The sequence below is a fragment of the Pseudomonas ogarae genome, assembly GCF_014268695.2.
GTDB classification, from domain to species: domain Bacteria; phylum Pseudomonadota; class Gammaproteobacteria; order Pseudomonadales; family Pseudomonadaceae; genus Aquipseudomonas; species Aquipseudomonas kilonensis.
The window spans coordinates 1,788,755-1,813,677 of the sequence record NZ_CP077086.1 but is presented as its reverse complement, the minus strand read 5'-3'; the positions used below and the strand labels follow the sequence as shown (position 1 = coordinate 1,813,677).

Genomic DNA, 24,923 nt, shown 5'->3' with positions numbered 1-24,923 from the left:
GCTTGCTCTCGATGAACGATAACGCGGTGAGCCTGCACAATCGCAGCGCCTGCATCGCGGGCAAGCCTTGCTCCCACAGATCCCCTCGCCACAGTTCTCCTTATTATCGTTCTGTCAGAGCGCAGCCACCGTCTTGTCCTTGATGACCGTCGTCGGTCCGTTGGCCTTGACGCTGGCGATACCTTTGTCCCGGGCCGCGTCCGATGAATAAGCCTCACTGCTGCCAATCACTTCATGGTTGGCCGCCTTGAGGTTGAAATACGGATGGCCGTCCTTGGTGTTCTTGAGTTCATAGCGCTCGGCCAACGGACTGTTTTTCTGCACCGAAGCAATGCCACCGTCGGCACCGCTGCGGGTGGTGTACAACTCACTGGTCAAGATTGTCTCGGCGTTGGCCGCCTTGAGCACAAACCGAAACTGGCCGCTGCTGCTTTTGCTGATTTCGTACCATCCGGACATGATTTTTCTCCTGGCAATGAAGACATGCCCCGAGAGTAAAGACCCGCTGCGCTTGCCTTGCCAGTCCGCTGTGCGGCGTTATTACAAAGTGATGGCCGTGCCCAGCAGCGTCAGGAAACCCGCCAGCCAGTTCGGATGCGCAGGCCAGGCCGGTGCCGTTGCGAGGTTGCCCTGGACATGGCCCTGGGTCACGGGAATGTCGATATAGGTCCCGCCCGCCAGCCGGACTTCCGGGGCACACGCCGGGTAGGCGCTGCATTCACGGCCTTCGAGGATGCCCGCCGCCGCCAGCAATTGCGCACCGTGGCACACTGCGGCAATGGGCTTGCCCGCCAGATCGAAATCGCGCACCAGTTGCAGGACGGTTTCATTCAGGCGCAGGTATTCCGGCGCTCGCCCACCCGGCACCAGCAGCGCATCGTAGTCGGCGGCCTGGACGTTGGCGAAGTCATGGTTGAGGGCGAACAAGTGCCCCGGTTTTTCACTGTAGGTCTGGTCGCCTTCGAAATCGTGGATCGCCGTGCGCACCGTCTGTCCGGCGGTTTTGTCCGGGCACACGGCGTGCACGGTGTGGCCGACCATCTGCAGGGCCTGGAACGGCACCATGACTTCATAATCTTCGACGTAATCGCCGACCAGCATGAGGATTTTCTTGGCGGGCATGGGGTGGGCTCCTTTGGGGATGCGTGGGTGGTTAACGCATTAAAGGTAGTCCGCTACGTCGGTAGATGAGGGATAAGCGCTGATTACCTGACGGGCTGCACCTCTGCCCTTGTGGGAGCGAGTCCTGTGGGAGCAAAGCTTGCTCGCGATGAACGATGACGCGGTTCCAGCAGTTAAACCGTGTCGCCCTTATCGCGAGCAAGCTTTGCTCCCACAGTATTTGGGGCACCAGCCTCAGGCGAGGTAACCATCAGCCCGCAGCAGCGTTTCAAGGCAGTGCTCGGTGATGTGGTAGAAGGCCTTGAGTTCCTGGATCTTGGCCAGCAGCTCGGTGGGGTCCACCGGTTCGGCGCGTTTGACGGCCAGGATCATCTTGTTCTTGTTGGTGTGGTCCAGGGAGATGAACTCGAAGACCTTGGTCTCGTAGCCGCAGGCTTCCAGGAACAGCGCCCGCAAGCTGTCGGTGACCATTTCCGCCTGCTGGCCCAGGTGCAGGCCGTATTGCAGCATCGGCTTGAGCAAGGCCGGGCTCTGGATCTGCAAGCGGATCTGCTTGTGGCAGCACGGCGAACACATGATGATCGAGGCGCCCGAGCGGATGCCCATGTGGATTGCGTAGTCGGTGGCGATGTCGCAGGCGTGCAAGGCGATCATCACGTCCACCGCGCTCGGTGCCACGCTGCGCACGTCACCGTGCTGGAAGCTCAGGCCCGGGTGTTCCAGGCGCGCGGCGGCTTCGTTGCACAGCTTGACCATGTCTTCGCGCAGCTCGACACCGGTCACCACGCCTTCGGCCTGCAAGGTGTTACGCAGGTAATCGTGGATGGCGAACGTCAGGTAGCCTTTGCCCGAACCGAAATCCGAGACCCGCACCGGTTTGTCCAGGGCCAGCGGCGAAGACGTCAGCGCATGGCTGAAGACCTCGATGAACTTGTTGATCTGCTTCCACTTGCGCGACATCGCCGGAATCAGCTCGTGCTTGTGGTTGGTCACGCCCAGGTCGGCCAAAAATGGCCGGCTCAGGTCGAGGAAGCGATTTTTCTCACGGTTGTGTTCGGCAGATGGCACTTCCCGCAGTTGCTGGGGCTTGCTCTTGAACAGCGAGCTCTTGCCCTTCTTGCTGTACTCCAACTGCGCCTCGTCGGTGACCGCCAGCAAATGCGCGTTCTTGAACGATGCCGGCAACAGCGCAGCAATGGTTTCCACCCCTTCGGCCAGCGGGAAATTCTTGGTGATGTCGCGAGTCTTGTAGCGGTAGACGAAGGACAGGCACGGCTGGTCCTTGACCGTCAGCTGCTTGATGATCAGCCGCTGGAGGTCCGCTTCGTCACCCACGTACTTGGCCAGCACCAGTTTGATGAAAGCGTTCTGTTCAAGGCTGATGCGCAGCAGCTCGATGAACTGGGCGTGGTGATCCGGCGCGGGACGGACGGGCGTTGCGGTGGCAGACATGAAAAAACGGCCTCGGGGCGGGGCGAATCGGGAATGGCGGGTATTTTAGGGGGGATGGGCAGCGAGGGCACGGAAAAGTTGGTGTGGCGAGCAGTAGCCTCTGTGGGAGCAAGGCTTGCCCGCGATGAATACGCCGCGATAGTGCAGGCTCACCGCGTTATCGTTCATCGCGAGCAAGCTTTGTTCCCACAGGCTTGTGCTGGCAGGGAATTTTCAGCCCAGCACCACCAACCGATTCGGCAGCTCATTGCGCTCCTGGGTCACCGGCACGTGCTCCTTGAGCAATTCGCCGCAAGCTTCGATGCAGGTCACGAAACCCTGCAGGGTCTGTCCCTGGCGAACCTGCTGGGTGAACGCTGCGACGATGGCATCCCAGCATTTGTTGTCCAGGCGCTTGGAAATGCCTTCATCGACCAGGATTTCCACGTACCGCTCAGCCTCACAAACAAAGATCAGCATCCCCGTGCTGCCCACGGTGTGGTGCAGGTTCTGTTCGAGGAATTGCCGGCGCGCCAGGTTGGAGGCCCGCCAGTGACGCACGGAACGGGGGATCAGGTGCGTGGTGATCCTGGGGATGCGAAACACCAGGCACAGCACAATGAAACTGACCCACTGCACCAGCAACAGGCTGTGCATGGCCAACCAGCCGGTGAGGTAATGGACCACGCCAGGCACCACCAGGGCCAGCAGGCTGGCCCAGAGCAGCGGGATATAAGCGTAGTCGTCGGCGCGGGCGGCCAGCACCGTGACCAGTTCAGCGTCGGTATGCCGCTCGACCCGGGCGATGGCCTCGGCGACCTTGCGTTGTTCGTGTTCAGTCAGTAATGCCATGTTAAAAGTGCCTGCTCATTATTATTATCACCAGCCGCCCGACGAACCGCCGCCCCCGAAACTGCCACCGCCACCACTGAAGCCCCCGCCGCCTCCGCCGCCGAAGCCTCCACCGGAACCGCCCGAACGGCTGGAGCCACCGCTTCCGGTCGGCAGGATACCGAGCATCTGGCAGACCAATATCGTCAAAATAAACAGTATCACCAGGAAGATGAACAGCCCGGGATGGCGCTCGACGAAATCACTCGGCTCTTGCTGCCCGTCCGCACTGTACGCCGGTGCCGGCTCGTCCAACGGGCTGCCGCCCAGCACCACCAGCATCGCCGCGACGCCGTCGCTGATGCCTTTGTTGAAGTTGCCGGTCTTGAAGGCCGGGGTGATCACCTGGTTGATGATCACCGAACTCTGCGCGTCGGTCAGGCGATCCTCCAGGCCGTAGCCCACCTCGATGCGCAGTTTACGGTCATCCCGGGCCACGATCAGCAGTGCGCCGTTGTTTTTATCCTTCTGCCCGATGCCCCAGTGGCGCCCCAGTTGATAACCGAAGTCTTCGATGCTGCTGCCTTGCAGGTCCGCCAGGGTCACGACGACCACCTGTTCGCCGGTGGCCTGTTCATGGGCTTTGAGCTGCGCTTCCAGTTGCGCGCTCACCGACGGTTCGAGCATCTGCGCGGCGTCCACCACCCGCCCGGTCAATGCCGGAAACTTCAGCTCGGCCTGGGCCGTGATGGCAAACACCCAGAACAACAGCACAAGGCCAAATTTCAACACTCGCATCGCTCCCACATTTTTTTCAGAACTTCACTTCAGGGGCTTTTTCGGCATTGGGGCTGGTGGCCTCGAAGGTTTCGCGGATCGGCAGGTCGCTGTACATCACGCTGTGCCACAGGCGTCCCGGGAACGTGCGGATTTCGGTGTTGTACTTCTGCACGGCCAGGATGAAATCGCGGCGGGCCACGGCGATGCGGTTCTCGGTGCCTTCGAGCTGCGATTGCAACGCCAGGAAATTCTGGTTGGCCTTGAGGTCCGGGTAACGCTCGGACACCACCATCAGCCGGCTCAACGCGCCGGTCAACTGGTCCTGGGCCTGCTGGAACTGCTTGAGTTGTTCCGGGTTGTTCAAGGTGTTGGCATCCACCTGGATCGACGTCGCCTTGGCCCGCGCTTCAATCACCGCAGTCAGGGTTTCCTGCTCGTGCTGGGCGTAGCCCTTGACGGTTTCCACCAGGTTGGGAATCAGGTCGGCGCGGCGCTGGTACTGGTTCTGCACCTGGCCCCAGGCGGCCTTGGCCTGTTCGTCCAGGGTCGGGATGTTATTGATGCCGCAACCGGCCAGCAACGTGGTGAGCAGCATCAGGGCCAGCATCGGCAAGCTGCGAAGGTGGTTCAGTCGTGGATTCATCGGGTGGAGCTCTCCCTTGCATGACATTGGAAAAACCCGGCCACCTATCTCACCGGCGCCTGGGGCATAATCTGCCGCCGCACTGGATTGAAACGGGTCGATGGGCTAAAAGATGCGCAGTGCGAAACTAAGTTCAGCCCAATGGGTTCGAAAGTGTGCTGCATTTAACTGAACAACAATAGCCGCTCCTCACATTTTGGCTGACCGGCGTGTCCTGATTACCGCCCTTTAGGCTTGCGAGAAAATTATTCATGAAGAAGCTGTGTTTGCTGGGTCTGTTTGTCAGTCTGGCCAGTCACTCCGTATTGGCCGACAACCTGCCAGCCCCCATAGAGAACAAGGACGCCTTCATCAGCAACCTGATGAAGCAGATGACCCTCGAAGAGAAGATCGGCCAATTGCGCCTGATCAGCATCGGCCCGGAAATGCCCCGGGAGATGATTCGCAAGGAAATCGCCGCCGGCAACATCGGTGGCACGTTCAACTCCATCACGCGCGATGAAAACCGTCCGATGCAGGACGCGGCCATGCGCAGCCGGTTGAAGATCCCGATGTTCTTCGCCTATGACGTGATCCACGGCCACCGCACGATTTTCCCGATCCCCCTGGCCCTGGCCTCGAGCTGGGACATGGACGCGATCTACCACTCCGGCCGCATCGCGGCCAAGGAAGCGGCCGCCGACAGCCTGGACATCACCTTTGCGCCGATGGTCGACATTTCCCGTGACCCGCGCTGGGGCCGCACCTCCGAAGGTTTCGGCGAGGACACCTACCTGGTGTCGCGCATCGCCGGGGTGATGGTCAAGGCGTTCCAGGGCAACGGCGCCAACGCGGCCGACAGCATCATGGCCAGCGTCAAGCACTTCGCCCTGTACGGCGCGGTGGAAGGTGGCCGGGACTACAACACCGTGGACATGAGTCCGCTGAAAATGTACCAGGACTACCTGCCACCCTACCGCGCCGCCATCGACGCGGGTGCCGGGGGGGTGATGGTCGCGCTGAACTCCATCAACGGCGTGCCGGCGACCGCCAACACCTGGCTGATGAACGACCTGCTGCGCAAGGAATGGGGCTTCAAGGGCCTGGCGGTCAGTGACCACGGCGCCATTTTCGAACTGATCAAGCACGGCGTCGCCAAGGACGGTCGCGAAGCGGCGAAACTGGCGATCAAGGCCGGTATCGACATGAGCATGAACGACTCGCTCTATGGCAAGGAACTGCCAGGGTTGCTCAAGGCCGGTGAAATCGAGCAGAGCGACATCGACAACGCAGTGCGCGAAGTGCTCGCGGCGAAATACGACATGGGCCTGTTCAAGGATCCGTACCTGCGCATCGGCAAGGCCGAGGACGACCCGGCCGATACCTATGCCGAGAGCCGCATGCACCGCTCCGACGCCCGTGACGTGGCGCGTCGCAGCCTGGTCCTGCTGGAAAACCGCAACCAGACGCTGCCCCTGAAGAAGACGGCGAAGATCGCCCTGGTCGGCCCGTTGGCCAAGGCTCCTATCGACATGATGGGCAGTTGGGCCGCGGCCGGGCGTCCAGCACAATCGGTCACCCTGTTCGACGGCATGACCCGCGCCCTGGGCGCTGACTCGAAGCTGATCTACGCCCGTGGCGCCAACATCACCGGCGACAAGAAGGTGCTCGACTACCTGAACTTCCTCAACTTCGATGCCCCGGAAGTGGTAGACGACCCGCGCCCGGCCCAGGTGCTGATCGACGAAGCGGTGAAAGCTGCCAAGGATGCCGACGTGGTGGTGGCCGCCGTGGGTGAGTCCCGAGGCATGTCCCATGAATCGTCGAGCCGTACCGAACTGAACATCCCGGCCAGCCAACGCGAGCTGATCAAGGCCCTGAAAGCCACCGGCAAGCCGCTGGTGCTGGTGCTGATGAATGGCCGTCCGCTGTCGTTGCTGGACGAGAAACAGCAGGCCGATGCGATCCTGGAAACCTGGTTCAGCGGCACCGAAGGCGGCAACGCCATCGCTGATGTGCTGTTCGGCGACTACAACCCGTCGGGCAAGCTGCCAATCACCTTCCCACGCTCGGTGGGGCAGATTCCGACCTACTACAACCACCTGAGCATCGGCCGGCCATTCACGCCAGGCAAGCCGGGCAACTACACCTCGCAGTACTTCGATGACACCACCGGCCCGCTCTATCCGTTCGGCTACGGCTTGAGCTACACCGAGTTCAGCCTGTCGGACATGGCCCTGTCGTCGACCACGCTGAACAAGACCGGCAAGCTCGATGCCAGCGTGACGCTGGAAAACACCGGCAAGCGTGACGGCGAAACCGTGGTGCAGCTGTACATCCAGGACGTGACCGGCTCGATCATTCGCCCGGTGAAGGAACTGAAGAACTTCCGCAAGGTGATGCTCAAGGCCGGCGAGAAGAAAGTCATCCACTTCACCATCACCGAAGACGACCTGAAGTTCTTCAATGCCCAACTCAAGTACGCGGCTGAACCGGGCAAGTTCAACGTGCAGATCGGCCTGGATTCCCAGGACGTGAAGCAGCAGAGTTTTGAGTTGCTCTGATCCCCAGGCAACACAACCCATGTGGGAGCGAGCTTGCTCGCGATAGCGGCTTAACATTCAACTCAGATGTTGAATATCAGACCGCCATCGCGAGCAAGCTCGCTCCCACAGTTGTATCTGGGGGGGCGGGCTAGCCGCGTCGATCCAGCAAGTTCACCACCACCCGATCCACCAACCCCCACAGCCGCTGCTTGAAGCGCTTCCACAATGGCCGGCGCTGCCAGGCGTCGAGGCTGACTTGCAGGCTCTGGGCGAAATCCCGCTCGAAACTGGCCGCCACGGCACTGCTGAGCCTGGAATCCAAGGCTTCGAGGTTGGCTTCCAGGTTGAAGCGCAGGTTCCAGTGATCGAAGTTGCAGGAGCCGATGCTGACCCAGTCGTCCACCAGCACCATCTTCAGGTGCAGGAAACACGGCTGGTATTCGAAAATCTGCACGCCGGCCTTGAGCAGTCGCGGGTAGTAACGGTGCCCGGCGTAGCGCACGGAGGGGTGATCGGTGCGCGGGCCCGTCAGCAGCAGGCGCACGTCGATACCGCGGGCGGCGGCCTTGCGCAAGGATCGGCGCACATTCCAGGTCGGCAAAAAATACGGCGTCGCCATCCAGATGCGTTTCTGGCCGCTGTTCAAGGCCCGGGACAGCGATTGCAGGATGTCGCGATGCTGGCGGGCGTCGGCATACGCCACCCGGCCCATGCCCTCGCCCACTGGCGGTACCCGCGGCAGGCGCGGCAAGCCGAAGTTGGACGCCGGTTTCCAGGCTCGCCGATGGCGGTTGGCGAGCCACTGGCGGTCGAACAGCAACTGCCAGTCGAGCACCAGCGGGCCGACGATTTCCACCATCACTTCGTGCCACTCACTGCGGTCGTCGAGGGGGTTCCAGAATTCATCGGTCACCCCGGTGCCGCCGACCACGGCCAGGCGTTGGTCCACCAACAGCAGCTTGCGGTGATCCCGGTAAAGGTTGCGCACCCAGCGGCGCCAGCTCAGGCGATTGTAGAAACGCAACTCCACCCCTGCCTCGGTCAGACGCTTGCGCAGGGCCAGGGTAAACGCCAGGCTGCCGTAGTCATCGAACAGGCAGCGCACGCGAACACCACGTTCGGCGGCCTGCACCAGCGCCTGGACCATCGCCTCGGCGCAAGTGCCCGCCTCTACCAGGTACAGTTCCAGCTCGACCTGTTCCTGGGCACGGGCAATTTCCACCAGCATGCGCGGGAAGAACTGCGGGCCGTCGATCAACAGCTCGAAGCGATTGCCTTCACGCCAGGGAAATATCGGGCCGCTCATGTCAGCGCGCCGTGAAAATCAGCACCGCATTCACCGGCACCGAGAGGCTGATGGCCGACAACCCGGCCAGGTTGCGCAGCTTTTCCAGCCCCGGCGCCAGATCGAAATCCGCCGCGTTGAGCACCACCGGTTCCAGGGTCACCACTTGGAAGCGGCGTTCATCCAGGCGCGTCGCCAGCAGTTCGACGGGGTATTCATGTTGTTTGCCGTGCAGGTTCACCGTCAGCGGCAGACGCAACTCCAACTGCGCGCCGTTGGCCAGGTCCTGGATCGGCGCCAGGTCGATCTTTGCGGTGACAGTGGCTTCGGCAAATTGCTTGATCTCGAACAGCTCGGCCCGCATGCGTTCATCACGCAGGGGAATGCCGCTGTTGATGGATTCCAGCTCCACTTCCAGGCGCGCCAAGCCCTCGGGCTGGACTTGACCGTGCAGCACCAGGAACCGCTGGACCTCGGAGACGTTGCCGTTTTTGCTGCTGATGAACGACAGCCGCGACGATTCGCTATCCAGGTACCAGTCGGCCTGGGCCGGCAGCGCTGCGCAGGCCAGCAGCAAGCTGGCGGCCGCGTGAGGGAAAAACCGCTTGAACATACACACTCGGGGGGCAGATAAACCTGTGGCGAACCTTAACCGGGCCGAGGCCGCTTGCAAACTGTCTGTTGCAACAACGGCCAGGAAGACACAGAACCTGGGGTGAAGGGGTTTATCTGTGGGAGCAAGGCTCCCTGGGTGAAGAGGGTTATCTGTGGGAGCAAGGCTTGCCCGCGATGGCGTTTTTGCAATCGCCATCGCGGGCAAGCCTTGCTCCCACGGGCCTTGTTCCCAACAGTTAGCTCAGGGCTCCAACCGACACCCCTGCCGCTCCCCCAACCATTGCGCACTGTTGCTCCGCCCCAATCCACTGACGGTGACGCGCTTGGCTTCAACGGTCTCGAGAAAGTCGCTGATGGGCACCGACTGCTTCACATAGCCACGGCAGTAGTCCGCCGATTGCTCCATCACGTAGCGGCACGAGCAGTATTCCTTGGCGGTGTAGGCACTGATGATGTCGGGGAAGGCCCGCAATGCCACCCGCTCCAGCCAGACCCAACTGAACAGGGCGATGAGCAGCATCGACAACAGGGTGAGCAACACTTTGCGCTTCATGGCTGCACCGTCCCGGCGAACGCCTCCATGGCGCGCTTGAGCAATTCGTTATGGCGATAGCCGCCGTCGCGGTCGTCGCCGTAGCGAACGATCACCAGTTTGGCGCTGGGAATGATGTACAGCGCCTGGCCCCAATGGCCCAACGCGGCAAAGGTATCCGGCGGCGCATCGGGCCAGGGATGGATCGCCGGATCGTCGGCGCGGTTGAGCCACCAATGCCCGCCGGGCACGGCTTCGTCCTGGCCGGCCTGGAAGTGGGCAAAAGGTTCACGATTGAACGCGACCCAGGCCTTGGGGATCAGTTGCCGTTCGCCCCAGCGGCCGTCCCGCTGCAGCAACAACCCGACACGCGCCAGGTCCCGTGCGGTGAGGTAGGCATAGGACGATCCCACGAACGTGCCGCTGGCGTCGGTTTCCCAGGTGGCGTGGCGGATGCCCAGGGGGTCGAACAAAGCCGTCCAAGGGTAGTCTGGGTAGCGCGCCGGGCCGACGATGGTTTTCAAGGCCGCCGCCAGCAAGTTGCTGTCACCGCTGGAATAACGGAACGCCTGCCCCGGCAGGCTGAAGCTCTCATGCTGCGCAGTGAACGCCGCCATGTCATGACGCCCACGGCTATAGAGCATCGCCACCACCGAAGAGTTGAGCGGTGCGTATTCGTAGTCTTCCTGCCAGTCCAGGCCTGAGGCCCAGTGGAAAAGATCGGCCAGGGTCAGGCTCGGGTGCCGGTTCAGTGGTGGGTAGTATTTGGCCGCTGGATCATCCAAGGCAAAGCGCTGTTCACCGTAGGCCACGCCGAATACCGTCGCCAGCAAGCTTTTGCTGATGGACCAGGTCAAGTGCGGGGTCTCGGCGCTGGTCGGCCCGGCGTAGCGTTCGTAGACCAGCCGACCGTCCTGGATCACCAGCAGCGCATCGGTGCGGATGCCCTCGCGGCTCGCATCGTCCCGGGGTGGGAAGGCGTATTGCTCCAAGGCTTCGATGGCCGGCCCGCTCAGTGGCGGGCCACTTGGCCATTGCTCGCCGGGCCAGTCTTCGGCGTGGGCGCTCAGGCTGAGCAACAGCAGCGGGATCAGGAACCAGCCTTTGGACATGCTCGGGGCTCGCAGGATTGAACCTTCAGAGCCTATTCAGACTTGATGACAGTTTCGAGGCTTGTGTCGACAGTACCGACGCCATCGCGGGCAAGCCTTGCTCCCACAGGTGCAATGCCAAATGACAGTCTGTTGTAGGCCTGTGGGAGCAAGGCTTGCACCACAGGCTCAGTGCCAAATGACAGTCTGCTGTAGACCCGTGGGAGCAAGGCTTGCACCACAGGCTCAGTGCCAAATGACAGTCTGCTGTAGACCTGTGGGAGCAAGGCTTGCCCGCGATGAGGCCCTTCAACCCAATGAAGCTCCCAACGCCTTGGCCAGCCGCTTGGCCCGTGCCCCCGCTCCAATCTCCATTACCCCTTTATCCCGCGTCCACATCTCGCGCCACGTCGCAGGCCCGGCGGCCAGGGCAGCGTTGAGTTCGCCGTCGAGCCCCTGGAACTGAGCGAACAACCCGCCCAGCAGCACGTGCCCGGCAGCGCTGGAAGGGTTATGTCGACTGACCTCCGCGCAACCGGCGAGCAACGCCAGCAGGCGCAATTGCAACGCCTGGGGCCAGGCACATTCCTGCCCGACGCCATACAACCAGGCGGTCATCGCGCTGAGCACATAAAGGTCTTCCAGGGTGCGGAACGGTTTGACGTAGGCGTCCCAACCGTCGCCTGCCAGCAACTCGCACAACGCGCCGTCGAGCAGGACGCGGCCATGGCTGATGTCCGGCATCAGGGCAATGGCGGGCAGTTTTTCCAGGGTGACGCCAGGCTCCCCCGCATAGGCGACTGCCAGGTTCAGCCGTGGCGTTTCACCGGGCGCTTCGCAGCGAGCGGCAATCAGCAGCCACTCGGCGGCGTCGCCGGCGGTGACGAAATCCTTGCGTCCGCTCAGGCGCAAGTCGTCGAGGCGGGTTTGCATGTCCGCCGGGCGCAGGCTGCGCTGTTCGGTGGCACACAAGGCACCGAGGCTCTGCGGCGCGCTGGGCCACAGCACCCGCAGCGCCGCCTGGTACCCCACCAGGAACGCCAGGCCCGGCGTGGCCATCAAACGTGCCCCGGTCACGGCCAGTTCGAACGGCGTCACCGGCCCCAGGCGTTGCAGCAATGCTGAATAACCTTCGGCCAGGTCCGGATGGACGGGCAGGCGCTCGCCGCGTTCGATCAGTGTGTGCCAGGGCATAAGAGGCTCCTTGAGGGCTGTCACATAAGCATCACCAAAGCTTCATGGCGATGACACCGGGGCTACATAGCCTGACTTTGCACAACATGGCTGCATAAAGAAAGTCGACAGGCTGCAACTGAACAGCCCGCACGGAGATTCGCTATGACCCAGATCGCCCGCATCAGCGACACCGGCAATGAACGCCGCCTGCAAGCCGAACGCCTGATCGGCGCCCAAGCCTTGCAAGAAGCACAGGCCCTGCGTTTCAACGTCTTCAGCGGCGAATTCAACGCCAAGCTCAAGGGCGCGGAAATGGGTCTGGACATGGATGACTATGATGTTCACTGCGCCCACATCGGCGTACGCGACCTGAACACCGGCCGCCTCGTGGCGACCACTCGCCTGCTCGACCACCAGGCCGCCAGCAGCCTGGGCCGGTTCTACAGCGAAGAAGAATTCAGCCTCCACGGCCTGGTCCATCTCAAGGGCCCGATCCTGGAAATCGGCCGTACCTGCGTCGACCCGGCCTACCGCAACGGCGGCACCATCGCGGTGCTCTGGGGCGAACTGGCCGAAGTCCTGAACGAAGGTGGCTACAGCTACCTGATGGGCTGCGCGAGCATTCCGATGCAGGATGGCGGTATCCAGGCCCAGGCGATCATGCAGCGCCTGCGCGAACGCTACCTGTGCACCGAACACCTGCAAGCCGTGCCGAAAAAACCCTTGCCGACCCTGGACGTGCCGTCCAACGTCATCGCCGAGATGCCACCGCTGCTCAAGGCCTATATGCGCCTGGGCGCGAAGATTTGCGGCGAGCCGTGCTGGGACGAGGATTTCCAGGTGGCCGACGTGTTCATCCTGCTCAAGCGCGACGAGCTCTGCCCGCGCTACGCCCGCCACTTCAAGGCAGCGGTGTAATGAGTCGGTTGCGGGTGTACGCGCGTATCGCGCGAGTGTTGCTGGTGGTGACACTGGGCCTGAGCATGGCCAGCGTCTTCGGTCTGTTCGAACGCCTGGGGATCGCCAACTCGATGGTCCGTCGCCAGCGCTGGTCGCGGTTCTTCATGGCACGGCTGAGCCATGCCCTGCCCTTTTCCGTCACCGTCCACGGTCAACTGCCGCAACGGCCGATGCTGTGGGTCAGCAATCATGTGTCCTGGACCGACATCCCGTTGCTGGGCATGCTCACGCCGCTGTCGTTCCTGTCCAAGGCCGAAGTGCGCACCTGGCCGGTCGCCGGATGGCTGGCAGCCAAGGCCGGCAGCCTGTTTATCCGGCGCGGTTCGGGCGACAGCCAATTGATCCGCAAGCAGATGAGCCGCCATCTGGAACAGGCCCATTCGCTGTTGATGTTCCCCGAAGGGACCACCACCGATGGCCAGACCTTGCGCACCTTCCACGGTCGCCTGCTGTCAGCGGCCATCGACGCCGATGTCGCGTTGCAGCCGGTGGCAATCCGTTACCTGCGCAACGGTGAACCGGACTCGCTGGCACCGTTCATTGGCGATGATGATTTGCTCTCGCATCTGATGCGCTTGTTCGCCAATGATCGGGGTGAGGTGGAAATCCATCTGCTGGAACCGATTGCCTGCCACGGCCAGGAACGCGCGGCACTGGCCTTCCAGGCGCAGCAGGCGGTGCACAAGGCGTTGTTTGGGGCACTTCCAGAGAAACAGCAAGCGCCGGTACGGCCTGCTGCGATTGCGGCCTGATCCGGATCTCTGCGCAGCCCCCTGTGGGAGCGAGCTTGCTCGCGATAGCGGCTTAACATTCAGCAGATGTGCTGGCTGATACACCGCTATCGCGAGCAAGCTCGCTCCCACAATTAGTCCTGCAGCGTGACTTGGTTTTGAGCAAAATCCTGAAGCTGTGGGTAGAACAACCGAAAGTCTTCGCTCAACGGCTCATAGAGCCTGATCAACTCCGGCATCGCCCCAGCCAGCTCCTCGGGTCGGGACAGGCGGCGGGAAATGCCGCGCAGCACCTGCCCAAGCACCTCGAACTCCTGATAAGACCCCAGCCAGTCATCCGCCGCCATGTGCGGCGCGATGTGCGCCAGGCGCCCCGGTAGCTGCGGTTCGGTGCTAAGCACCTGGTAAACCCGGGAGGTGAAATCCAGCAGCGGCCCTTCGCCGTACAACGTCCAGTCCCGGGCCAGGCAGTGGTCGAAAAACACATCGAGCACGATCCCGGCATAGCGCCGTCGCACCGTGGAAAAGCGCGACAGGGCGATGTCCACCAAGGGATGGCGGTCGGTGTACATATCAATGCGCCGATGCAGGGCAATCGCCGCTTCGATCCGTGGGTCGTAGAGCCCTTGCAGCGGTCCCTTGACGAAGTCGCCGTAGAGGCTGCCGAGTAGTTGTTCCCGGCCGGGGCCGCCGAGGTGCAGGTGCGCGAGATAATTCATGGCCCGCAGCTTAGCACCCCCAGGCCAATATCGTTATAACCCGATATAGCGATTTATTCGGCATTCAGATCAAATCCATATTGGTATATCGCGAAGTAACGATTTAAGGTTCGCCTCATCGCGATATAGCGTTTTACTCACCCCCGAGCTTGCCACCCATGACCCTCGACCTCGACGAAATAATAAAAGCCCTGGCGCACCCAGTACGGCGAGACATCCTCAACTGGCTCAAAGACCCCAAAGTCCAGTTCCCCGAACAGTTGCACAACCACGAGTTCGGCATTTGTGCCGGGCAGATCGACCAGCGTTGCGGCCTGTCGCAATCGACGGTGTCTGCGCATTTGGCGGTGTTGCAACGGGCGGGGCTGATCACCAGCCAGAAGGTCGGTCAATGGCACTTCTTCAAACGCAACGAGGACGTGATCCAGCAGTTCCTCAAGCAAATGAGCCAAGAGCTCTGACCTGACAAGGATCCATCATGCCCCTCTCACTCCTGATCCTGGCCCTGAGCGCCTTCGCCATCGGCACCACCGAGTTCGTCATCATGGGCCTGCTGCCCGAAGTGGCGGCCGACCTGGGCGTGTCGATTCCTGGCGCCGGCTGGCTGGTGACCGGCTACGCCCTGGGCGTGGCCATCGGTGCGCCGTTCATGGCCCTGGCCACCGCCCGGCTGCCGCGCAAGGCCGCCCTGGTGGCGTTGATGGGGATTTTCATCGTCGGCAACCTGCTCTGCGCCATCGCCAGCGACTACAACGTGCTGATGTTTGCCCGCGTGGTCACGGCCCTGTGCCACGGCGCGTTCTTCGGTATCGGTTCAGTGGTGGCCGCCGGCCTGGTGGCGCCCAACAAGCGCGCCTCGGCCGTGGCCCTGATGTTCACAGGCCTGACCCTGGCCAACGTGCTCGGCGTACCGCTGGGCACCGCACTGGGCCAGGAAGCCGGCTGGCGTTCGACCTTCTGGGCCGTGACCGTCATTGGAGTGGTGGCGCTGATCGGCCTGATTCGCTTCCTGCCGGCCAAGCGCGATGAAGAAAAACTCGACATGCGTTCGGAGCTGGTGGCGCTCAAGGGTGCAGGCCTGTGGCTGTCCCTGAGCATGACCGCGCTGTTCTCCGCCTCGGTGTTCACCCTGTTCACCTATGTCGCCCCGCTGCTGGGTGAAGTGACCGGCGTATCGCCCCGTGGCGTGACCTGGACCCTGGTGCTGATCGGCCTGGGCCTGACCCTGGGCAACATCATCGGCGGCAAGCTGGCGGACAAGAGCCTGGCGAACACGCTGATGGGCGTCTTCATCACCATGGCCGTGATGTCCACCGTACTGAGCTGGACCAGCGTGGCGCTGATCCCCAGCGAAATCACCCTGTTCCTCTGGGCCACCGCCTGCTTCGCCGCCGTGCCGGCCCTGCAAGTCAACGTGGTGACCTTCGGCAAAGACGCGCCGAACCTGGTCTCCACCCTGAACATCGGCGCCTTCAACATCGGCAACGCCCTGGGCGCCTGGGTCGGCGGCAGTGTCATCGACCATGGCCTGGGCCTGACCTCCGTGCCCCTGGCCGCCGGCGCGCTGGCCGTGCTGGCGCTGCTGGTCACCCTGATCACTTTCCGCCAGGGCGGCAATGCCGACCTGGCGCCGGCAACTCACTGACTTTTAATCCCTTCCACTTTCGAGGTTGTATTTCATGGCGACTATTTTCGACCCCATCAAACTCGGCGACATCGAGTTGAAGAACCGCATCATCATGGCCCCGCTCACCCGCTGCCGCGCCGACGCAGGTCGCGTGCCCAACGCGCTGATGGCCGAGTACTACGTGCAACGCGCATCCGCCGGCCTGATCCTCAGCGAAGCAACCTCGGTCACGCCGATGGGCGTGGGCTATCCGGACACGCCGGGCATCTGGTCCAACGACCAGGTGCGCGGCTGGTCCAACGTCACCAAGGCGATCCACGGCGCTGGCGGCAAGATCTTCCTGCAACTGTGGCACGTGGGGCGGATCTCCCACCCGTCGTACCTGAACGGCGAAACCCCGGTGGCGCCCAGCGCGATCCAGCCCAAAGGCCACGTGAGCCTGGTGCGTCCGCTGGCCGACTACCCGACCCCACGCGCACTGGAAACCGCTGAAATCGCCGACATCGTCGACGCCTACCGCGTCGGTGCCGAGAATGCCAAGGCCGCCGGTTTCGACGGTGTGGAAATCCACGGCGCCAACGGCTATCTCCTTGACCAGTTCCTGCAAAGCAGCACCAACCAGCGTACCGACAGCTACGGCGGTTCCCTGGAAAACCGTGCCCGCCTGCTGCTGGAAGTGACCGACGCAGCCATCGAAGTCTGGGGCGCCGGCCGGGTTGGCGTGCACCTGGCGCCACGCGCCGACTCCCATGACATGGGTGACGAGAACCGCCTGGAAACCTTCAGCTACGTGGCTCGCGAGCTAGGCAAGCGTGGCATCGCCTTCATCTGCTCCCGTGAGAAGGAAGGCGACGACAGCATCGGCCCGCAACTCAAGCAGGCTTTCGGCGGCCCGTACATCGCCAATGAACGCTTCACCAAGGACAGCGCCAATGCCTGGCTGGCCGAGGGCAAGGCCGATGCCGTGGCCTTTGGAGTGCCGTTCATTGCCAACCCGGACCTGCCGGCACGCTTGAAAGCCGATGCACCGCTGAACGAGGCGCATCCGGAAACGTTCTATGGCAAAGGGCCGGTGGGGTACATCGATTACCCTGTGCTCTAATCAATAGCCGGTAAAAAGCCCTGCCTCGAAAGAGTCAGGGCTTTTTTATTTACCTTTAAATATCCAGTCAAACTTCCAAACTTTCTAAAAACCGTTCAACTCATCATATTATCGCCAACAACAAAACAAACCGAACTGTCGCAGCACAGCCACTAATAAGCACTATTGAAAAGGAATTCAAAGTGAACAACTTAACTGAAAACACTCAACCGACCAGCAGCTTTTATGAAAACCTACTCTCCCAATTCAACTACGCGCCACTGACAATACTGTACGAATACATTAAGTCGCTCGACACGCAAGACTACACCCAGGTGCTCAAAGCCTTGATGGAAAAGGCCAGGCAGAACGATGATGTCAACCGACAGCTTCAAACCTGGGAACAGGAAAGCGTGCGCCCAAACCGCAGCCGTTTCCTGGTGAAGTTAATCAATCATACCGAGCAGGCTCTTGAGGTCGGTGAAAACAATCTCAATTTGAGTGCCAACGAACAAGCATTCATGAACATTCTCCCTTGGGACATCCAGGCCTTGAAGTTCGACTTCTTTTATTCCCGGCCATTGGGCAGTCGCAGCCAGGACATCTTCAAGCGCTCTATTATATTTGGCGACCAGGCACTCGGCTTTCGCTTCGACTTCGGTTTGCACGTCAATACTTCTTTCGGTGTTTTTTCACCAACGCTGACGCCCGTACGGACAAACAAGGTGGCCTCTATCGGCACAACCGCCATGAAATGCGTGACCCGGATCATTCATTCGTCCAATGAGGAACCGTATGGTTTTACCGTGGAAATCACACTGAGCTGAACAGGCGGCCCCGTCAGATCGGTCTGACGGGGCATCTGCCTACCGCTTCAGACGCCCTTGTCTGACCGGAATTCTCATCCGTGTTGACAGGCGCGAAACAAATTTCCTACAAAATTCGCCGCCAATTGCCTATCAACCGCGCCAGTGTCGGTTTATAAAAGCACCCTTACGCGGATGTATCGACACAAACCGACGCAATTACGCATTTTGTTTCATTTGCGCAGGCTGGGGCTCAAGTGCAGCATGTCCAGCCCGATCTCCACCCAGCGCTCGGCCTCAGCCGCCAGGGCGAAGCTGTCGGGGGCCAGAAGCCACTGGTACAAAATGCCGTCGATATAGGCATGAATGGCAACTGCCGCCCTTTCGGGGTCCAGATCATCCGGCAACTGGCCGCGTTTCATCGCATTGCGCAACGACAGGGCGATGCGCACATTGCAGTCGAGGCTGACCTCGCGTCGCTGCTGGCGCAAATCGCACATTTCATCGGTGAATTCACACTTATGGAACAGGATCTCATTAATGCGCCGGGTTTTCGGGTCCAGGGCCACGTCCTGGAACAACCGGACCAGCAGCTTGCGAATACAGCCCAGCGGATCAAGCTCTTCTTCCCTTTCACTGGCACGGGCCAGCTCATCAAGGGGCTCGTGCAGGGTATCGAGCATGGCCTGGAGCAGGTCCGCCTTATTGCTGAAATGCCAATAGATGGCACCACGCGTCACACCGGCCAGTGTCGCGATGTCGGCCAGGGTCGTACGCGCCACGCCTCGCTCGAAAAAAGCTTGTTCGGCCGCTTCGAGTATCTGGCTGCGAGTCTCCTGGGCTTCCTCTTTGGTACGACGGACCATGGCAGTAAACACCTCAATCAGGATGCGTCAGCAACGCGTCAGCAATGCGTAAGAATCAACGGAACAAAATATGAGGCGACGTCTCTTGGAACGCGTCCCCGATCTACGCTGGCCTTTGTCAGGCTTTTGTAAATCCGGATGTTACGCAATTTGGCTGTTTACAAACAACCATGTACGTAAGTATATTTCTTAGCATCCTACTAATTGAAATAGTGCGCCTTTTTACCTTTCCACCTTTCGAGTGCGCCAGTTGCGCGCCTGGACCCGAGGATTTCCATGCAATTCAAGCCAGCTGTTACTGCCCTGGTTACTGCCATCGCCCTGGCATCGCTGCTCAGCGGATGCAAAAAGGAAGAGGCCGCACCTGCTCCTCCGCCTCCTCAGGTCGGCGTCGTAACCCTCAAGACCCAGCCTTTCACCCTGACGTCGGAACTTCCGGGGCGCACCAGCGCGTTCCGCGTCGCGGAAGTACGGCCACAGGTCAACGGGATCATTCTCAAGCGCCTGTTCAAGGAAGGCGCCGACGTCAAGGCCGGCCAGCAGTTGTACCAGATCGACCCCGCCGTCTATGAAGCGACCCTCAAGAGCGCCGAGGCCAACCTGCGTTCCACCAAGTCGATTGCCGACCGCTACAAGCAACTGGTGGACGAACAGGCGGTGAGCCGTCAGGAATACGACACCGCCGTGGCCAACCGCCTGGAGTCGGAAGCCAACCTGCAGACCGCCCAGATCAATGTGCGCTACACCAAGGTCTACGCGCCAATCTCCGGCCGTATCGGTCGTTCCTCGGTCACCGAAGGTGCGCTGGTGAGCAACGGCCAGACCGATGCCCTGGCGACCATCCAGCAACTGGACCCGATCTATGTCGACGTGACGCAGAGCTCGGTCGAGCTGCTGCAACTGCGCCGAGAGCTGGAAAGCGGCCGCCTGCAAAAGGCCGGCGATAACGCCGCCATGGTCAAGCTGACCCTGGAAGACGGCAGCCAGTATCCGCACGAAGGCAAGTTGGAGTTCTCCGAAGTGTCGGTCGACCAGACCACCGGCTCGGTGACCTTGCGCGCCGTATTCCCCAACCCTGACCACACCCTGCTGCCGGGCATGTTCGTCCATGCGCAACTGCAGGCCGGCGTGAACAGCGCGGCGATCCTCGCCCCGCAGCAAGGCGTGACCCGTGACCTCAAGGGTGCGCCGACCGCCCTGGTCGTTGGCCCCGACAACAAGGTCGAACTGCGTCAGCTCAAGGCCAGCCGCACCGTTGGCAGCCAATGGCTGATCGAAGACGGGCTCAAGGCCGGCGATCGCGTGATCACCGAAGGGTTGCAGTTCGTACGCCCTGGCGTGGAAGTCAAAGCCACCGAAGCCACCAACGTCGATACCAAGAACCCGGCCCCCGCACAGGCAGCTGATAAAGCCGCCGGCGGCAAAGGGGAGTAAACCATGTCGAAATTTTTTATCGACCGTCCGATTTTCGCCTGGGTGATCGCCCTGGTGATCATGCTGGTCGGGGCTCTATCGATCCTCAAGTTGCCGATCAACCAGTACCCGAGCATTGCGCCGCCGGCCATTGCGATCCAGGTGACCTACCCGGGCGCATCCGCGCAAACCGTGCAGGACACGGTGGTGCAGGTGATCGAGCAGCAGCTCAACGGCATCGACAACCTGCGTTATGTATCGTCGGAAAGTAACTCCGACGGCAGCATGACCATCACTGCCACCTTCGAGCAAGGCACCAACTCCGATACCGCGCAGGTCCAGGTCCAGAACAAGCTGAACCTGGCCACCCCGCTGCTGCCGCAAGAAGTGCAGCAACAGGGCATCCGCGTGACCAAGTCAGTGAGAAACTTCCTGATGGTGATCGGCGTGGTGTCGCGCGACGGCAGCATGACCCGGGAAGACCTGTCCAACTACATCGTGTCCAACATGCAGGACCCGATCTCGCGCACCGCTGGTGTCGGTGACTTCCAGGTCTTCGGCGCCCAATACGCGATGCGGATCTGGCTCGACCCGGCCAAGCTGAACAATTTCAACCTGACCCCGGTGGATGTGAGCACGGCGATTACCGCGCAGAACGTCCAGATCGCCTCCGGCCAGCTCGGCGGCCTGCCGGCCATGCCCGGCCAGCAACTGAACGCCACTATTATCGGCAAGACCCGCTTGCAGACCGCCGAGCAGTTCAAGGCAATCCTGCTCAAGGTCAACCCGGACGGCTCGCAAGTACGTGTCGGCGACGTGGCCGATGTGGCCCTGGGTGGTGAGAACTACAGCATCAACGCGCAGTTCAACGGTGCCCCGGCCTCCGGCCTGGCGGTGCGACTGGCGACTGGCGCCAACGCCCTCGACACGGCCAAGGCCCTGCGCCAGACCGTGGAAAACCTCAAGCCGTTCTTCCCGCAAGGTCTGGAAGTGGTGTTCCCCTACGACACCACGCCGGTGGTGAGCGAATCGATCAAGGGTGTGGTTGAAACCCTGGTCGAGGCGGTCGTACTGGTATTCCTGGTGATGTTCCTGTTCTTGCAGAACTTCCGCGCCACCATCATCACCACGATGACCGTACCCGTGGTACTGCTCGGCACCTTCGGCATCCTCGCGGCGTTCGGCTTCAGCATCAACACCCTGACCATGTTCGGCATGGTGCTAGCCATCGGCTTGCTGGTGGACGACGCGATCGTCGTGGTGGAAAACGTCGAACGGGTAATGAGCGAAGAAGGCCTGTCGCCCAAGGAAGCCACCAAGAAATCCATGGGCCAGATACAGGGCGCCCTGGTGGGTATCGCCCTGGTGCTCTCGGCGGTATTGCTGCCGATGGCGTTCTTCGGCGGCTCCACCGGTGTGATCTACAAGCAGTTCTCCATCACCATCGTCTCGGCCATGGCCCTGTCGGTCCTGGTGGCCCTGATTTTCACCCCGGCCCTGTGCGCCACCATGCTCAAACCAATCCCCAAGGGTGAGCACGGCACGCCGAAACGCGGCTTCTTCGGTTGGTTCAACCGCACCTTCGACCGTGGCGTCAGGAGCTACGAACGGGGCGTGGGCAATATGCTCAAGCACAAGGCCCCGTACCTACTGGCCTACATCATCATCGTGGTTGGCATGGTCTGGCTGTTCACCCGCATCCCGACGGCGTTCCTGCCGGAAGAAGACCAGGGCGTACTGTTTGCCCAGGTGCAGACACCGGCCGGTTCCAGCGCCGAGCGTACCCAGGTGGTGGTGGACAAGATGCGTGAGTTCCTGCTGCGGCCGAGCAAGGACGGCGGCGAAGGTGATGGCGTGGCCTCGGTGTTCACCGTGACCGGCTTCAACTTTGCCGGTCGTGGCCAGAGCTCCGGCCTGGCGTTCATCATGCTCAAGCCGTGGGAAGAGCGTAACGCTGATAACACCGTGTTCAAGATCGCCGGCCGCGCCCAGCAACACTTCTTCACCTTCCGCGACGCGATGGTGTTCGCCTTCGCCCCGCCAGCGGTGATGGAACTGGGTAACGCCACCGGTTTCGACGTGTTCCTGCAGGATCGCGCCGGCATCGGTCACGACAAGCTGATGGAAGCCCGCAACCAGTTCCTGGGCATGGCGGCCCAGAGCAAGATACTGGCCCAGGTGCGTCCGAACGGCCTGAACGATGAACCGCAATACCAGTTGGAAATCGATGACGAGAAGGCCAGTGCCCTGGGCATTACCCTCTCGGAGATCAACAACACCCTGTCGATTGCCTTGGGCAGTAGCTATGTGAACGACTTCATCGACCGTGGTCGGGTGAAACGGGTGTACGTCCAGGGCCAGCCGAACGCGCGCATGAGCCCCGAAGACCTGCAGAAGTGGTACGTGCGCAACAGCGCCGGGACCATGGTGCCGTTCACGGCGTTCGCCAAGGGTGAGTGGGTCTACGGTTCGCCGAAACTGGCTCGTTACAACGGCGTGGAAGCGATGGAAATCCTCGGCACCCCGGCGCCTGGCTATTCCACCGGTGAAGCCATGGCCGAAGTCGAAGCCATCGCCAAGAAGCTGCCGGCCGGTGTCGGCATTTCCTGGACGGGCCTGTCCTACGAGGAACGTCTGTCGGGCTCCCAGGCGCCAGCGTTGTACGCCTTGTCGCTGCTGATGGTGTTCCTGTGCCTGGCAGCATTGTATGAAAGCTGGTCGATCCCGATCGCGGTCATGCTCGTGGTGCCGCTGGGGATCATCGGTGCCCTGATGGCGACCAGCCTGCGCGGCCTGTCCAACGACGTGTACTTCCAGGTGGGCTTGCTGACCACCATCGGCCTGGCGGCGAAAAACGCCATTCTGATCGTGGAGTTCGCCAAGGAACTCCACGAACAGGGCCGAACCCTGGTGGAAGCCGCCGTTGAAGCCTGTAGGATGCGTCTGCGGCCGATCATCATGACGTCCCTGGCGTTCGTCCTCGGTGTGGTCCCGCTGGCGATCTCCACAGGCGCCGGTTCAGGCAGCCAGCACGCCATCGGTACCGGTGTGATCGGCGGTATGCTGACCGCGACCATCCTGGCGATCTTCTGGGTGCCATTGTTCTTCGTGACCGTGTCGTCGATAGGCCGTCGCAAAAATACCGACGAGCACGACACTCCTGAAACTTCCAAAGAGGCTGGCCAATGAGCAAGTCGCTACTCTCCCTGACCATCGCCGCCGTCGTGCTCAGCGGTTGCTCGCTGATCCCCGACTATCAGCGGCCCGAAGCACCGGTCGCGGCGCAATACCCGCAAGGGCCGGCCTACGAGGCGGCCAATGCGCCCGGCCAGGCCGCCGCCGAGCAAGGCTGGAAGCAGTTTTTCCATGACCCGGCGTTGCAACAGCTGATCCAGGTCGCCCTGGAAAACAACCGCGACCTGCGCGTCGCGGCGCTGAACATCGATGCCTACGCCGCGCAGTACCGCATCCAGCGCGCGGACCTGTTTCCGGCGGTCTCGGCCACCGGCTCCGGCAGCCGCCAGCGGGTACCGGCACGGGCTTCGCAAACCGGTGAAGCGGCGATCAGCAGTTCCTACTCGGCGACCTTGGGCATCAGCGCCTATGAACTGGACCTGTTCGGTCGGGTTCGTAGCCTGAGCGAGCAAGCGTTGCAAAGCTACTTCGCCACCGAAGAAGCCCGGCGCAGCACCCAGATCAGCCTGGTGGCCAACGTCGCCAATGCCTACCTGACCTGGCAGGCCGACAAGGAACTGCTCAAGCTGACCCAGGAAACCCTCGGGGCCTACGAGCAAAGCTTCAAGCTGACCTCGCGCAGCGCCGAAGTCGGCGTGGCCTCGGCCCTGGACCTGAGCCAGGCGCGCACCGCCGTGGAAAACGCCCGCGTGCAACTGGCCCGGTACACCCGCCAGGTCGCCCAGGACGAAAACAGCCTGACCCTGCTGCTGGGCACCGGCCTGCCGGCCAACCTGAGCTCGCAACCGTTGAGCGATGACCTGCTCAGCGAAGTGCCGGCCGGGCTGCCGTCGGACCTGCTGCAACGTCGTCCGGACATCCTCCAGGCCGAACGCAACCTGCAGGCCGCCAACGCCAACATCGGCGCCGCGCGGGCAGCGTTCTTCCCGAGCATCAGCCTGACGGCCAACGCCGGCACCCTGAGCCCGGACCTGTCCGGCCTGTTCAAGGGTGGTTCGGGCACCTGGACCTTCGCGCCGCAAATCAACCTGCCGATCTTCAACGCCGGTAGCCTGCGCGCGAGCCTGGACTACGCCAAGATCCAGAAAGACATCAACGTCGCGCAGTACGAGAAGTCGATTCAGACGGCTTTCCAGGAAGTCTCCGACGGCCTGGCCGCGCGTCAGACCTACAACGAACAGTTGCAGGCCCAGACCGACTTCGTCGCTGCCAACCAGGACTACTACCGCCTGGCCGAGCGTCGCTACCGCATCGGCGTCGACAGCAACCTGACCTTCCTCGACGCCCAACGCCAGTTGTTCAGCGCGCAACAATCGCTGATCACTGACCGTCTTGCGCAACTGACCAGCGAGGTCAATCTGTACAAGGCATTGGGCGGTGGTTGGAATGCCGAGACGGGCAAGAACGAACCGGTGAAAGAAGAAGCGCCGAAGATGAAGTTGTTCTGATTGATGTTTGAATGCTGAACATGAAGCCCACCGAAAGGTGGGCTTT

At 61.8% G+C, this 24,923-nt stretch carries 23 protein-coding genes; 10 read left to right on the top strand and 13 right to left on the bottom strand.

Translation table 11 applies throughout. The features are described from left to right. Nucleotides 1-114: 114 nt before the first annotated feature. From HU749_RS08050 to HU749_RS08025, 6 genes are all read right to left on the bottom strand, one after another. Nucleotides 115-459: a YegP family protein gene (locus HU749_RS08050; RefSeq protein ID WP_018606998.1), complete on the bottom strand. Its 345-nt coding sequence runs from the start codon at nt 457-459 to the stop codon at nt 115-117. 81 nt (nt 460-540) lie between these two features. Continuing rightward, nucleotides 541-1,122, bottom strand: a complete 582-nt coding sequence (locus tag HU749_RS08045; RefSeq protein WP_014336990.1) for a DJ-1/PfpI family protein — start codon at nt 1,120-1,122, stop codon at nt 541-543. Between the two features lie 234 nt (nt 1,123-1,356). After that, the gene (locus HU749_RS08040) at nt 1,357-2,574 is read right to left on the bottom strand and encodes a class I SAM-dependent methyltransferase (protein ID WP_079303755.1); all 1,218 of its coding nucleotides are present in this window, start codon (nt 2,572-2,574) and stop codon (nt 1,357-1,359) included. A 213-nt stretch (nt 2,575-2,787) separates the two neighbouring features. Beyond that, nucleotides 2,788-3,405, bottom strand: coding sequence for a TPM domain-containing protein (locus HU749_RS08035; RefSeq protein WP_014336988.1), 618 nt, complete (start codon nt 3,403-3,405; stop codon nt 2,788-2,790). Nucleotides 3,406-3,432: 27 nt separating this feature from the next. Next, the gene (locus tag HU749_RS08030) at nt 3,433-4,182 is read right to left on the bottom strand and encodes a TPM domain-containing protein (protein ID WP_046065157.1); all 750 of its coding nucleotides are present in this window, start codon (nt 4,180-4,182) and stop codon (nt 3,433-3,435) included. A 16-nt stretch (nt 4,183-4,198) separates the two neighbouring features. Beyond that, a complete protein-coding gene (locus HU749_RS08025) occupies nt 4,199-4,807 on the bottom strand; it encodes a LemA family protein (protein WP_079303749.1) in 609 nt (202 codons plus the stop codon). Between the two features lie 251 nt (nt 4,808-5,058). Between HU749_RS08025 and bglX the strand changes: the two genes are divergently transcribed. Then, nucleotides 5,059-7,350 (top strand): beta-glucosidase BglX, encoded by a 2,292-nt coding sequence (bglX, locus tag HU749_RS08020; RefSeq protein ID WP_046065159.1) that lies wholly within the window; start codon nt 5,059-5,061, stop codon nt 7,348-7,350. A 130-nt stretch (nt 7,351-7,480) separates the two neighbouring features. On the opposite strand, the gene HU749_RS08015 is transcribed toward bglX, so the two are convergent. The 5 genes from HU749_RS08015 to HU749_RS07995 form a co-directional block, all read right to left on the bottom strand. Next, complete coding sequence (locus HU749_RS08015; protein ID WP_079303745.1) at nt 7,481-8,638, bottom strand: phospholipase D-like domain-containing protein; 1,158 nt, start codon at nt 8,636-8,638, stop codon at nt 7,481-7,483. 1 nt (nt 8,639) lies between these two features. Continuing rightward, nucleotides 8,640-9,230: a YceI family protein gene (locus HU749_RS08010; RefSeq protein ID WP_095962870.1), complete on the bottom strand. Its 591-nt coding sequence runs from the start codon at nt 9,228-9,230 to the stop codon at nt 8,640-8,642. Nucleotides 9,231-9,473: 243 nt separating this feature from the next. Continuing rightward, the gene (locus HU749_RS08005) at nt 9,474-9,785 is read right to left on the bottom strand and encodes an amidase (RefSeq protein ID WP_079303741.1); all 312 of its coding nucleotides are present in this window, start codon (nt 9,783-9,785) and stop codon (nt 9,474-9,476) included. Continuing rightward, complete coding sequence (locus HU749_RS08000; RefSeq protein WP_186652549.1) at nt 9,782-10,876, bottom strand: serine hydrolase domain-containing protein; 1,095 nt, start codon at nt 10,874-10,876, stop codon at nt 9,782-9,784. Before HU749_RS08000 ends, HU749_RS08005 begins: the two co-directional genes overlap by 4 nt. A 288-nt stretch (nt 10,877-11,164) precedes the next feature. Continuing rightward, nucleotides 11,165-12,049, bottom strand: coding sequence for an acyl-CoA dehydrogenase family protein (locus HU749_RS07995; protein WP_186652548.1), 885 nt, complete (start codon nt 12,047-12,049; stop codon nt 11,165-11,167). A gap of 144 nt (nt 12,050-12,193) precedes the next feature. Between HU749_RS07995 and olsB the strand changes: the two genes are divergently transcribed. Together olsB and HU749_RS07985 are read left to right on the top strand one after the other, a co-directional pair. Then, nucleotides 12,194-12,949 carry an L-ornithine N(alpha)-acyltransferase gene (gene olsB / locus HU749_RS07990; protein WP_003198679.1) on the top strand — a complete coding sequence of 252 codons (756 nt, stop codon included), beginning with the start codon at nt 12,194-12,196 and terminating at the stop codon, nt 12,947-12,949. Continuing rightward, nucleotides 12,949-13,743 (top strand): lysophospholipid acyltransferase family protein, encoded by a 795-nt coding sequence (locus HU749_RS07985; RefSeq protein ID WP_018607020.1) that lies wholly within the window; start codon nt 12,949-12,951, stop codon nt 13,741-13,743. The genes olsB and HU749_RS07985 overlap by 1 nt, the downstream gene beginning before the upstream one ends. Nucleotides 13,744-13,856: 113 nt before the next feature. Here HU749_RS07985 and HU749_RS07980 read toward each other — a convergent pair whose 3' ends face one another. Beyond that, nucleotides 13,857-14,441 carry an acyl carrier protein phosphodiesterase gene (locus HU749_RS07980; protein ID WP_046065167.1) on the bottom strand — a complete coding sequence of 195 codons (585 nt, stop codon included), beginning with the start codon at nt 14,439-14,441 and terminating at the stop codon, nt 13,857-13,859. 158 nt (nt 14,442-14,599) lie between these two features. Between HU749_RS07980 and HU749_RS07975 the strand changes: the two genes are divergently transcribed. The 4 genes from HU749_RS07975 to HU749_RS07960 all read left to right on the top strand — a co-directional run bounded on the left by HU749_RS07975 (nt 14,600) and on the right by HU749_RS07960 (nt 17,976). After that, nucleotides 14,600-14,902 carry an ArsR/SmtB family transcription factor gene (locus HU749_RS07975; RefSeq protein WP_014336977.1) on the top strand — a complete coding sequence of 101 codons (303 nt, stop codon included), beginning with the start codon at nt 14,600-14,602 and terminating at the stop codon, nt 14,900-14,902. A 17-nt stretch (nt 14,903-14,919) separates the two neighbouring features. Continuing rightward, nucleotides 14,920-16,086 (top strand): MFS transporter, encoded by a 1,167-nt coding sequence (locus HU749_RS07970; protein WP_079303731.1) that lies wholly within the window; start codon nt 14,920-14,922, stop codon nt 16,084-16,086. A gap of 34 nt (nt 16,087-16,120) precedes the next feature. Further along, the gene (locus HU749_RS07965; protein ID WP_057449691.1) at nt 16,121-17,170 is read left to right on the top strand and encodes an alkene reductase; all 1,050 of its coding nucleotides are present in this window, start codon (nt 16,121-16,123) and stop codon (nt 17,168-17,170) included. A gap of 182 nt (nt 17,171-17,352) precedes the next feature. After that, nucleotides 17,353-17,976, top strand: a complete 624-nt coding sequence (locus HU749_RS07960; RefSeq protein ID WP_186652547.1) for a hypothetical protein — start codon at nt 17,353-17,355, stop codon at nt 17,974-17,976. 212 nt (nt 17,977-18,188) lie between these two features. Here HU749_RS07960 and HU749_RS07955 read toward each other — a convergent pair whose 3' ends face one another. Further along, nucleotides 18,189-18,821, bottom strand: a complete 633-nt coding sequence (locus tag HU749_RS07955; RefSeq protein WP_014336973.1) for a TetR family transcriptional regulator — start codon at nt 18,819-18,821, stop codon at nt 18,189-18,191. A 276-nt stretch (nt 18,822-19,097) separates the two neighbouring features. Here HU749_RS07955 and HU749_RS07950 point away from each other — a divergent pair, with 276 nt between their 5' ends. Genes HU749_RS07950 through adeC form a run of 3 tightly spaced genes read left to right on the top strand, consistent with a single transcriptional unit; the run spans nt 19,098 to nt 24,877 of the window. Next, nucleotides 19,098-20,255 (top strand): efflux RND transporter periplasmic adaptor subunit, encoded by a 1,158-nt coding sequence (locus HU749_RS07950; protein WP_079303729.1) that lies wholly within the window; start codon nt 19,098-19,100, stop codon nt 20,253-20,255. Between the two features lie 3 nt (nt 20,256-20,258). Next, entirely contained in the window at nt 20,259-23,423 is a 3,165-nt protein-coding gene (gene emhB, locus HU749_RS07945; protein WP_186652546.1) for an efflux RND transporter permease subunit EmhB, read from the top strand. Then, complete coding sequence (adeC, locus tag HU749_RS07940; protein WP_014336970.1) at nt 23,420-24,877, top strand: AdeC/AdeK/OprM family multidrug efflux complex outer membrane factor; 1,458 nt, start codon at nt 23,420-23,422, stop codon at nt 24,875-24,877. The genes emhB and adeC overlap by 4 nt, the downstream gene beginning before the upstream one ends. Nucleotides 24,878-24,923 lie beyond the last annotated feature (46 nt).

What these genes read in the sequence shown, in the direction of transcription:
- emhB (WP_186652546.1), top strand. Translation starts at nt 20,259, where the DNA reads ATGTCGAAATTTTTTATCGACCGTCCGATTTTCGCCTGGGTGATCGCC.
- HU749_RS08000 (WP_186652549.1), bottom strand. Translation starts at nt 10,876, where the DNA reads ATGTCCAAAGGCTGGTTCCTGATCCCGCTGCTGTTGCTCAGCCTGAGC.
- HU749_RS08005 (WP_079303741.1), bottom strand. Translation starts at nt 9,785, where the DNA reads ATGAAGCGCAAAGTGTTGCTCACCCTGTTGTCGATGCTGCTCATCGCC.
- HU749_RS08025 (WP_079303749.1), bottom strand. Translation starts at nt 4,807, where the DNA reads ATGAATCCACGACTGAACCACCTTCGCAGCTTGCCGATGCTGGCCCTG.
- HU749_RS07965 (WP_057449691.1), top strand. Translation starts at nt 16,121, where the DNA reads ATGGCGACTATTTTCGACCCCATCAAACTCGGCGACATCGAGTTGAAG.
- HU749_RS08010 (WP_095962870.1), bottom strand. Translation starts at nt 9,230, where the DNA reads ATGTTCAAGCGGTTTTTCCCTCACGCGGCCGCCAGCTTGCTGCTGGCC.
- HU749_RS08030 (WP_046065157.1), bottom strand. Translation starts at nt 4,182, where the DNA reads ATGCGAGTGTTGAAATTTGGCCTTGTGCTGTTGTTCTGGGTGTTTGCC.
- HU749_RS07950 (WP_079303729.1), top strand. Translation starts at nt 19,098, where the DNA reads ATGCAATTCAAGCCAGCTGTTACTGCCCTGGTTACTGCCATCGCCCTG.
- olsB (WP_003198679.1), top strand. Translation starts at nt 12,194, where the DNA reads ATGACCCAGATCGCCCGCATCAGCGACACCGGCAATGAACGCCGCCTG.
- HU749_RS08045 (WP_014336990.1), bottom strand. Translation starts at nt 1,122, where the DNA reads ATGCCCGCCAAGAAAATCCTCATGCTGGTCGGCGATTACGTCGAAGAT.
- HU749_RS07955 (WP_014336973.1), bottom strand. Translation starts at nt 18,821, where the DNA reads ATGGTCCGTCGTACCAAAGAGGAAGCCCAGGAGACTCGCAGCCAGATA.
- HU749_RS07975 (WP_014336977.1), top strand. Translation starts at nt 14,600, where the DNA reads ATGACCCTCGACCTCGACGAAATAATAAAAGCCCTGGCGCACCCAGTA.
- HU749_RS08035 (WP_014336988.1), bottom strand. Translation starts at nt 3,405, where the DNA reads ATGGCATTACTGACTGAACACGAACAACGCAAGGTCGCCGAGGCCATC.
- HU749_RS07995 (WP_186652548.1), bottom strand. Translation starts at nt 12,049, where the DNA reads ATGCCCTGGCACACACTGATCGAACGCGGCGAGCGCCTGCCCGTCCAT.
- HU749_RS07970 (WP_079303731.1), top strand. Translation starts at nt 14,920, where the DNA reads ATGCCCCTCTCACTCCTGATCCTGGCCCTGAGCGCCTTCGCCATCGGC.
- HU749_RS08040 (WP_079303755.1), bottom strand. Translation starts at nt 2,574, where the DNA reads ATGTCTGCCACCGCAACGCCCGTCCGTCCCGCGCCGGATCACCACGCC.
- bglX (WP_046065159.1), top strand. Translation starts at nt 5,059, where the DNA reads ATGAAGAAGCTGTGTTTGCTGGGTCTGTTTGTCAGTCTGGCCAGTCAC.
- HU749_RS08015 (WP_079303745.1), bottom strand. Translation starts at nt 8,638, where the DNA reads ATGAGCGGCCCGATATTTCCCTGGCGTGAAGGCAATCGCTTCGAGCTG.
- adeC (WP_014336970.1), top strand. Translation starts at nt 23,420, where the DNA reads ATGAGCAAGTCGCTACTCTCCCTGACCATCGCCGCCGTCGTGCTCAGC.
- HU749_RS07985 (WP_018607020.1), top strand. Translation starts at nt 12,949, where the DNA reads ATGAGTCGGTTGCGGGTGTACGCGCGTATCGCGCGAGTGTTGCTGGTG.
- HU749_RS08050 (WP_018606998.1), bottom strand. Translation starts at nt 459, where the DNA reads ATGTCCGGATGGTACGAAATCAGCAAAAGCAGCAGCGGCCAGTTTCGG.
- HU749_RS07980 (WP_046065167.1), bottom strand. Translation starts at nt 14,441, where the DNA reads ATGAATTATCTCGCGCACCTGCACCTCGGCGGCCCCGGCCGGGAACAA.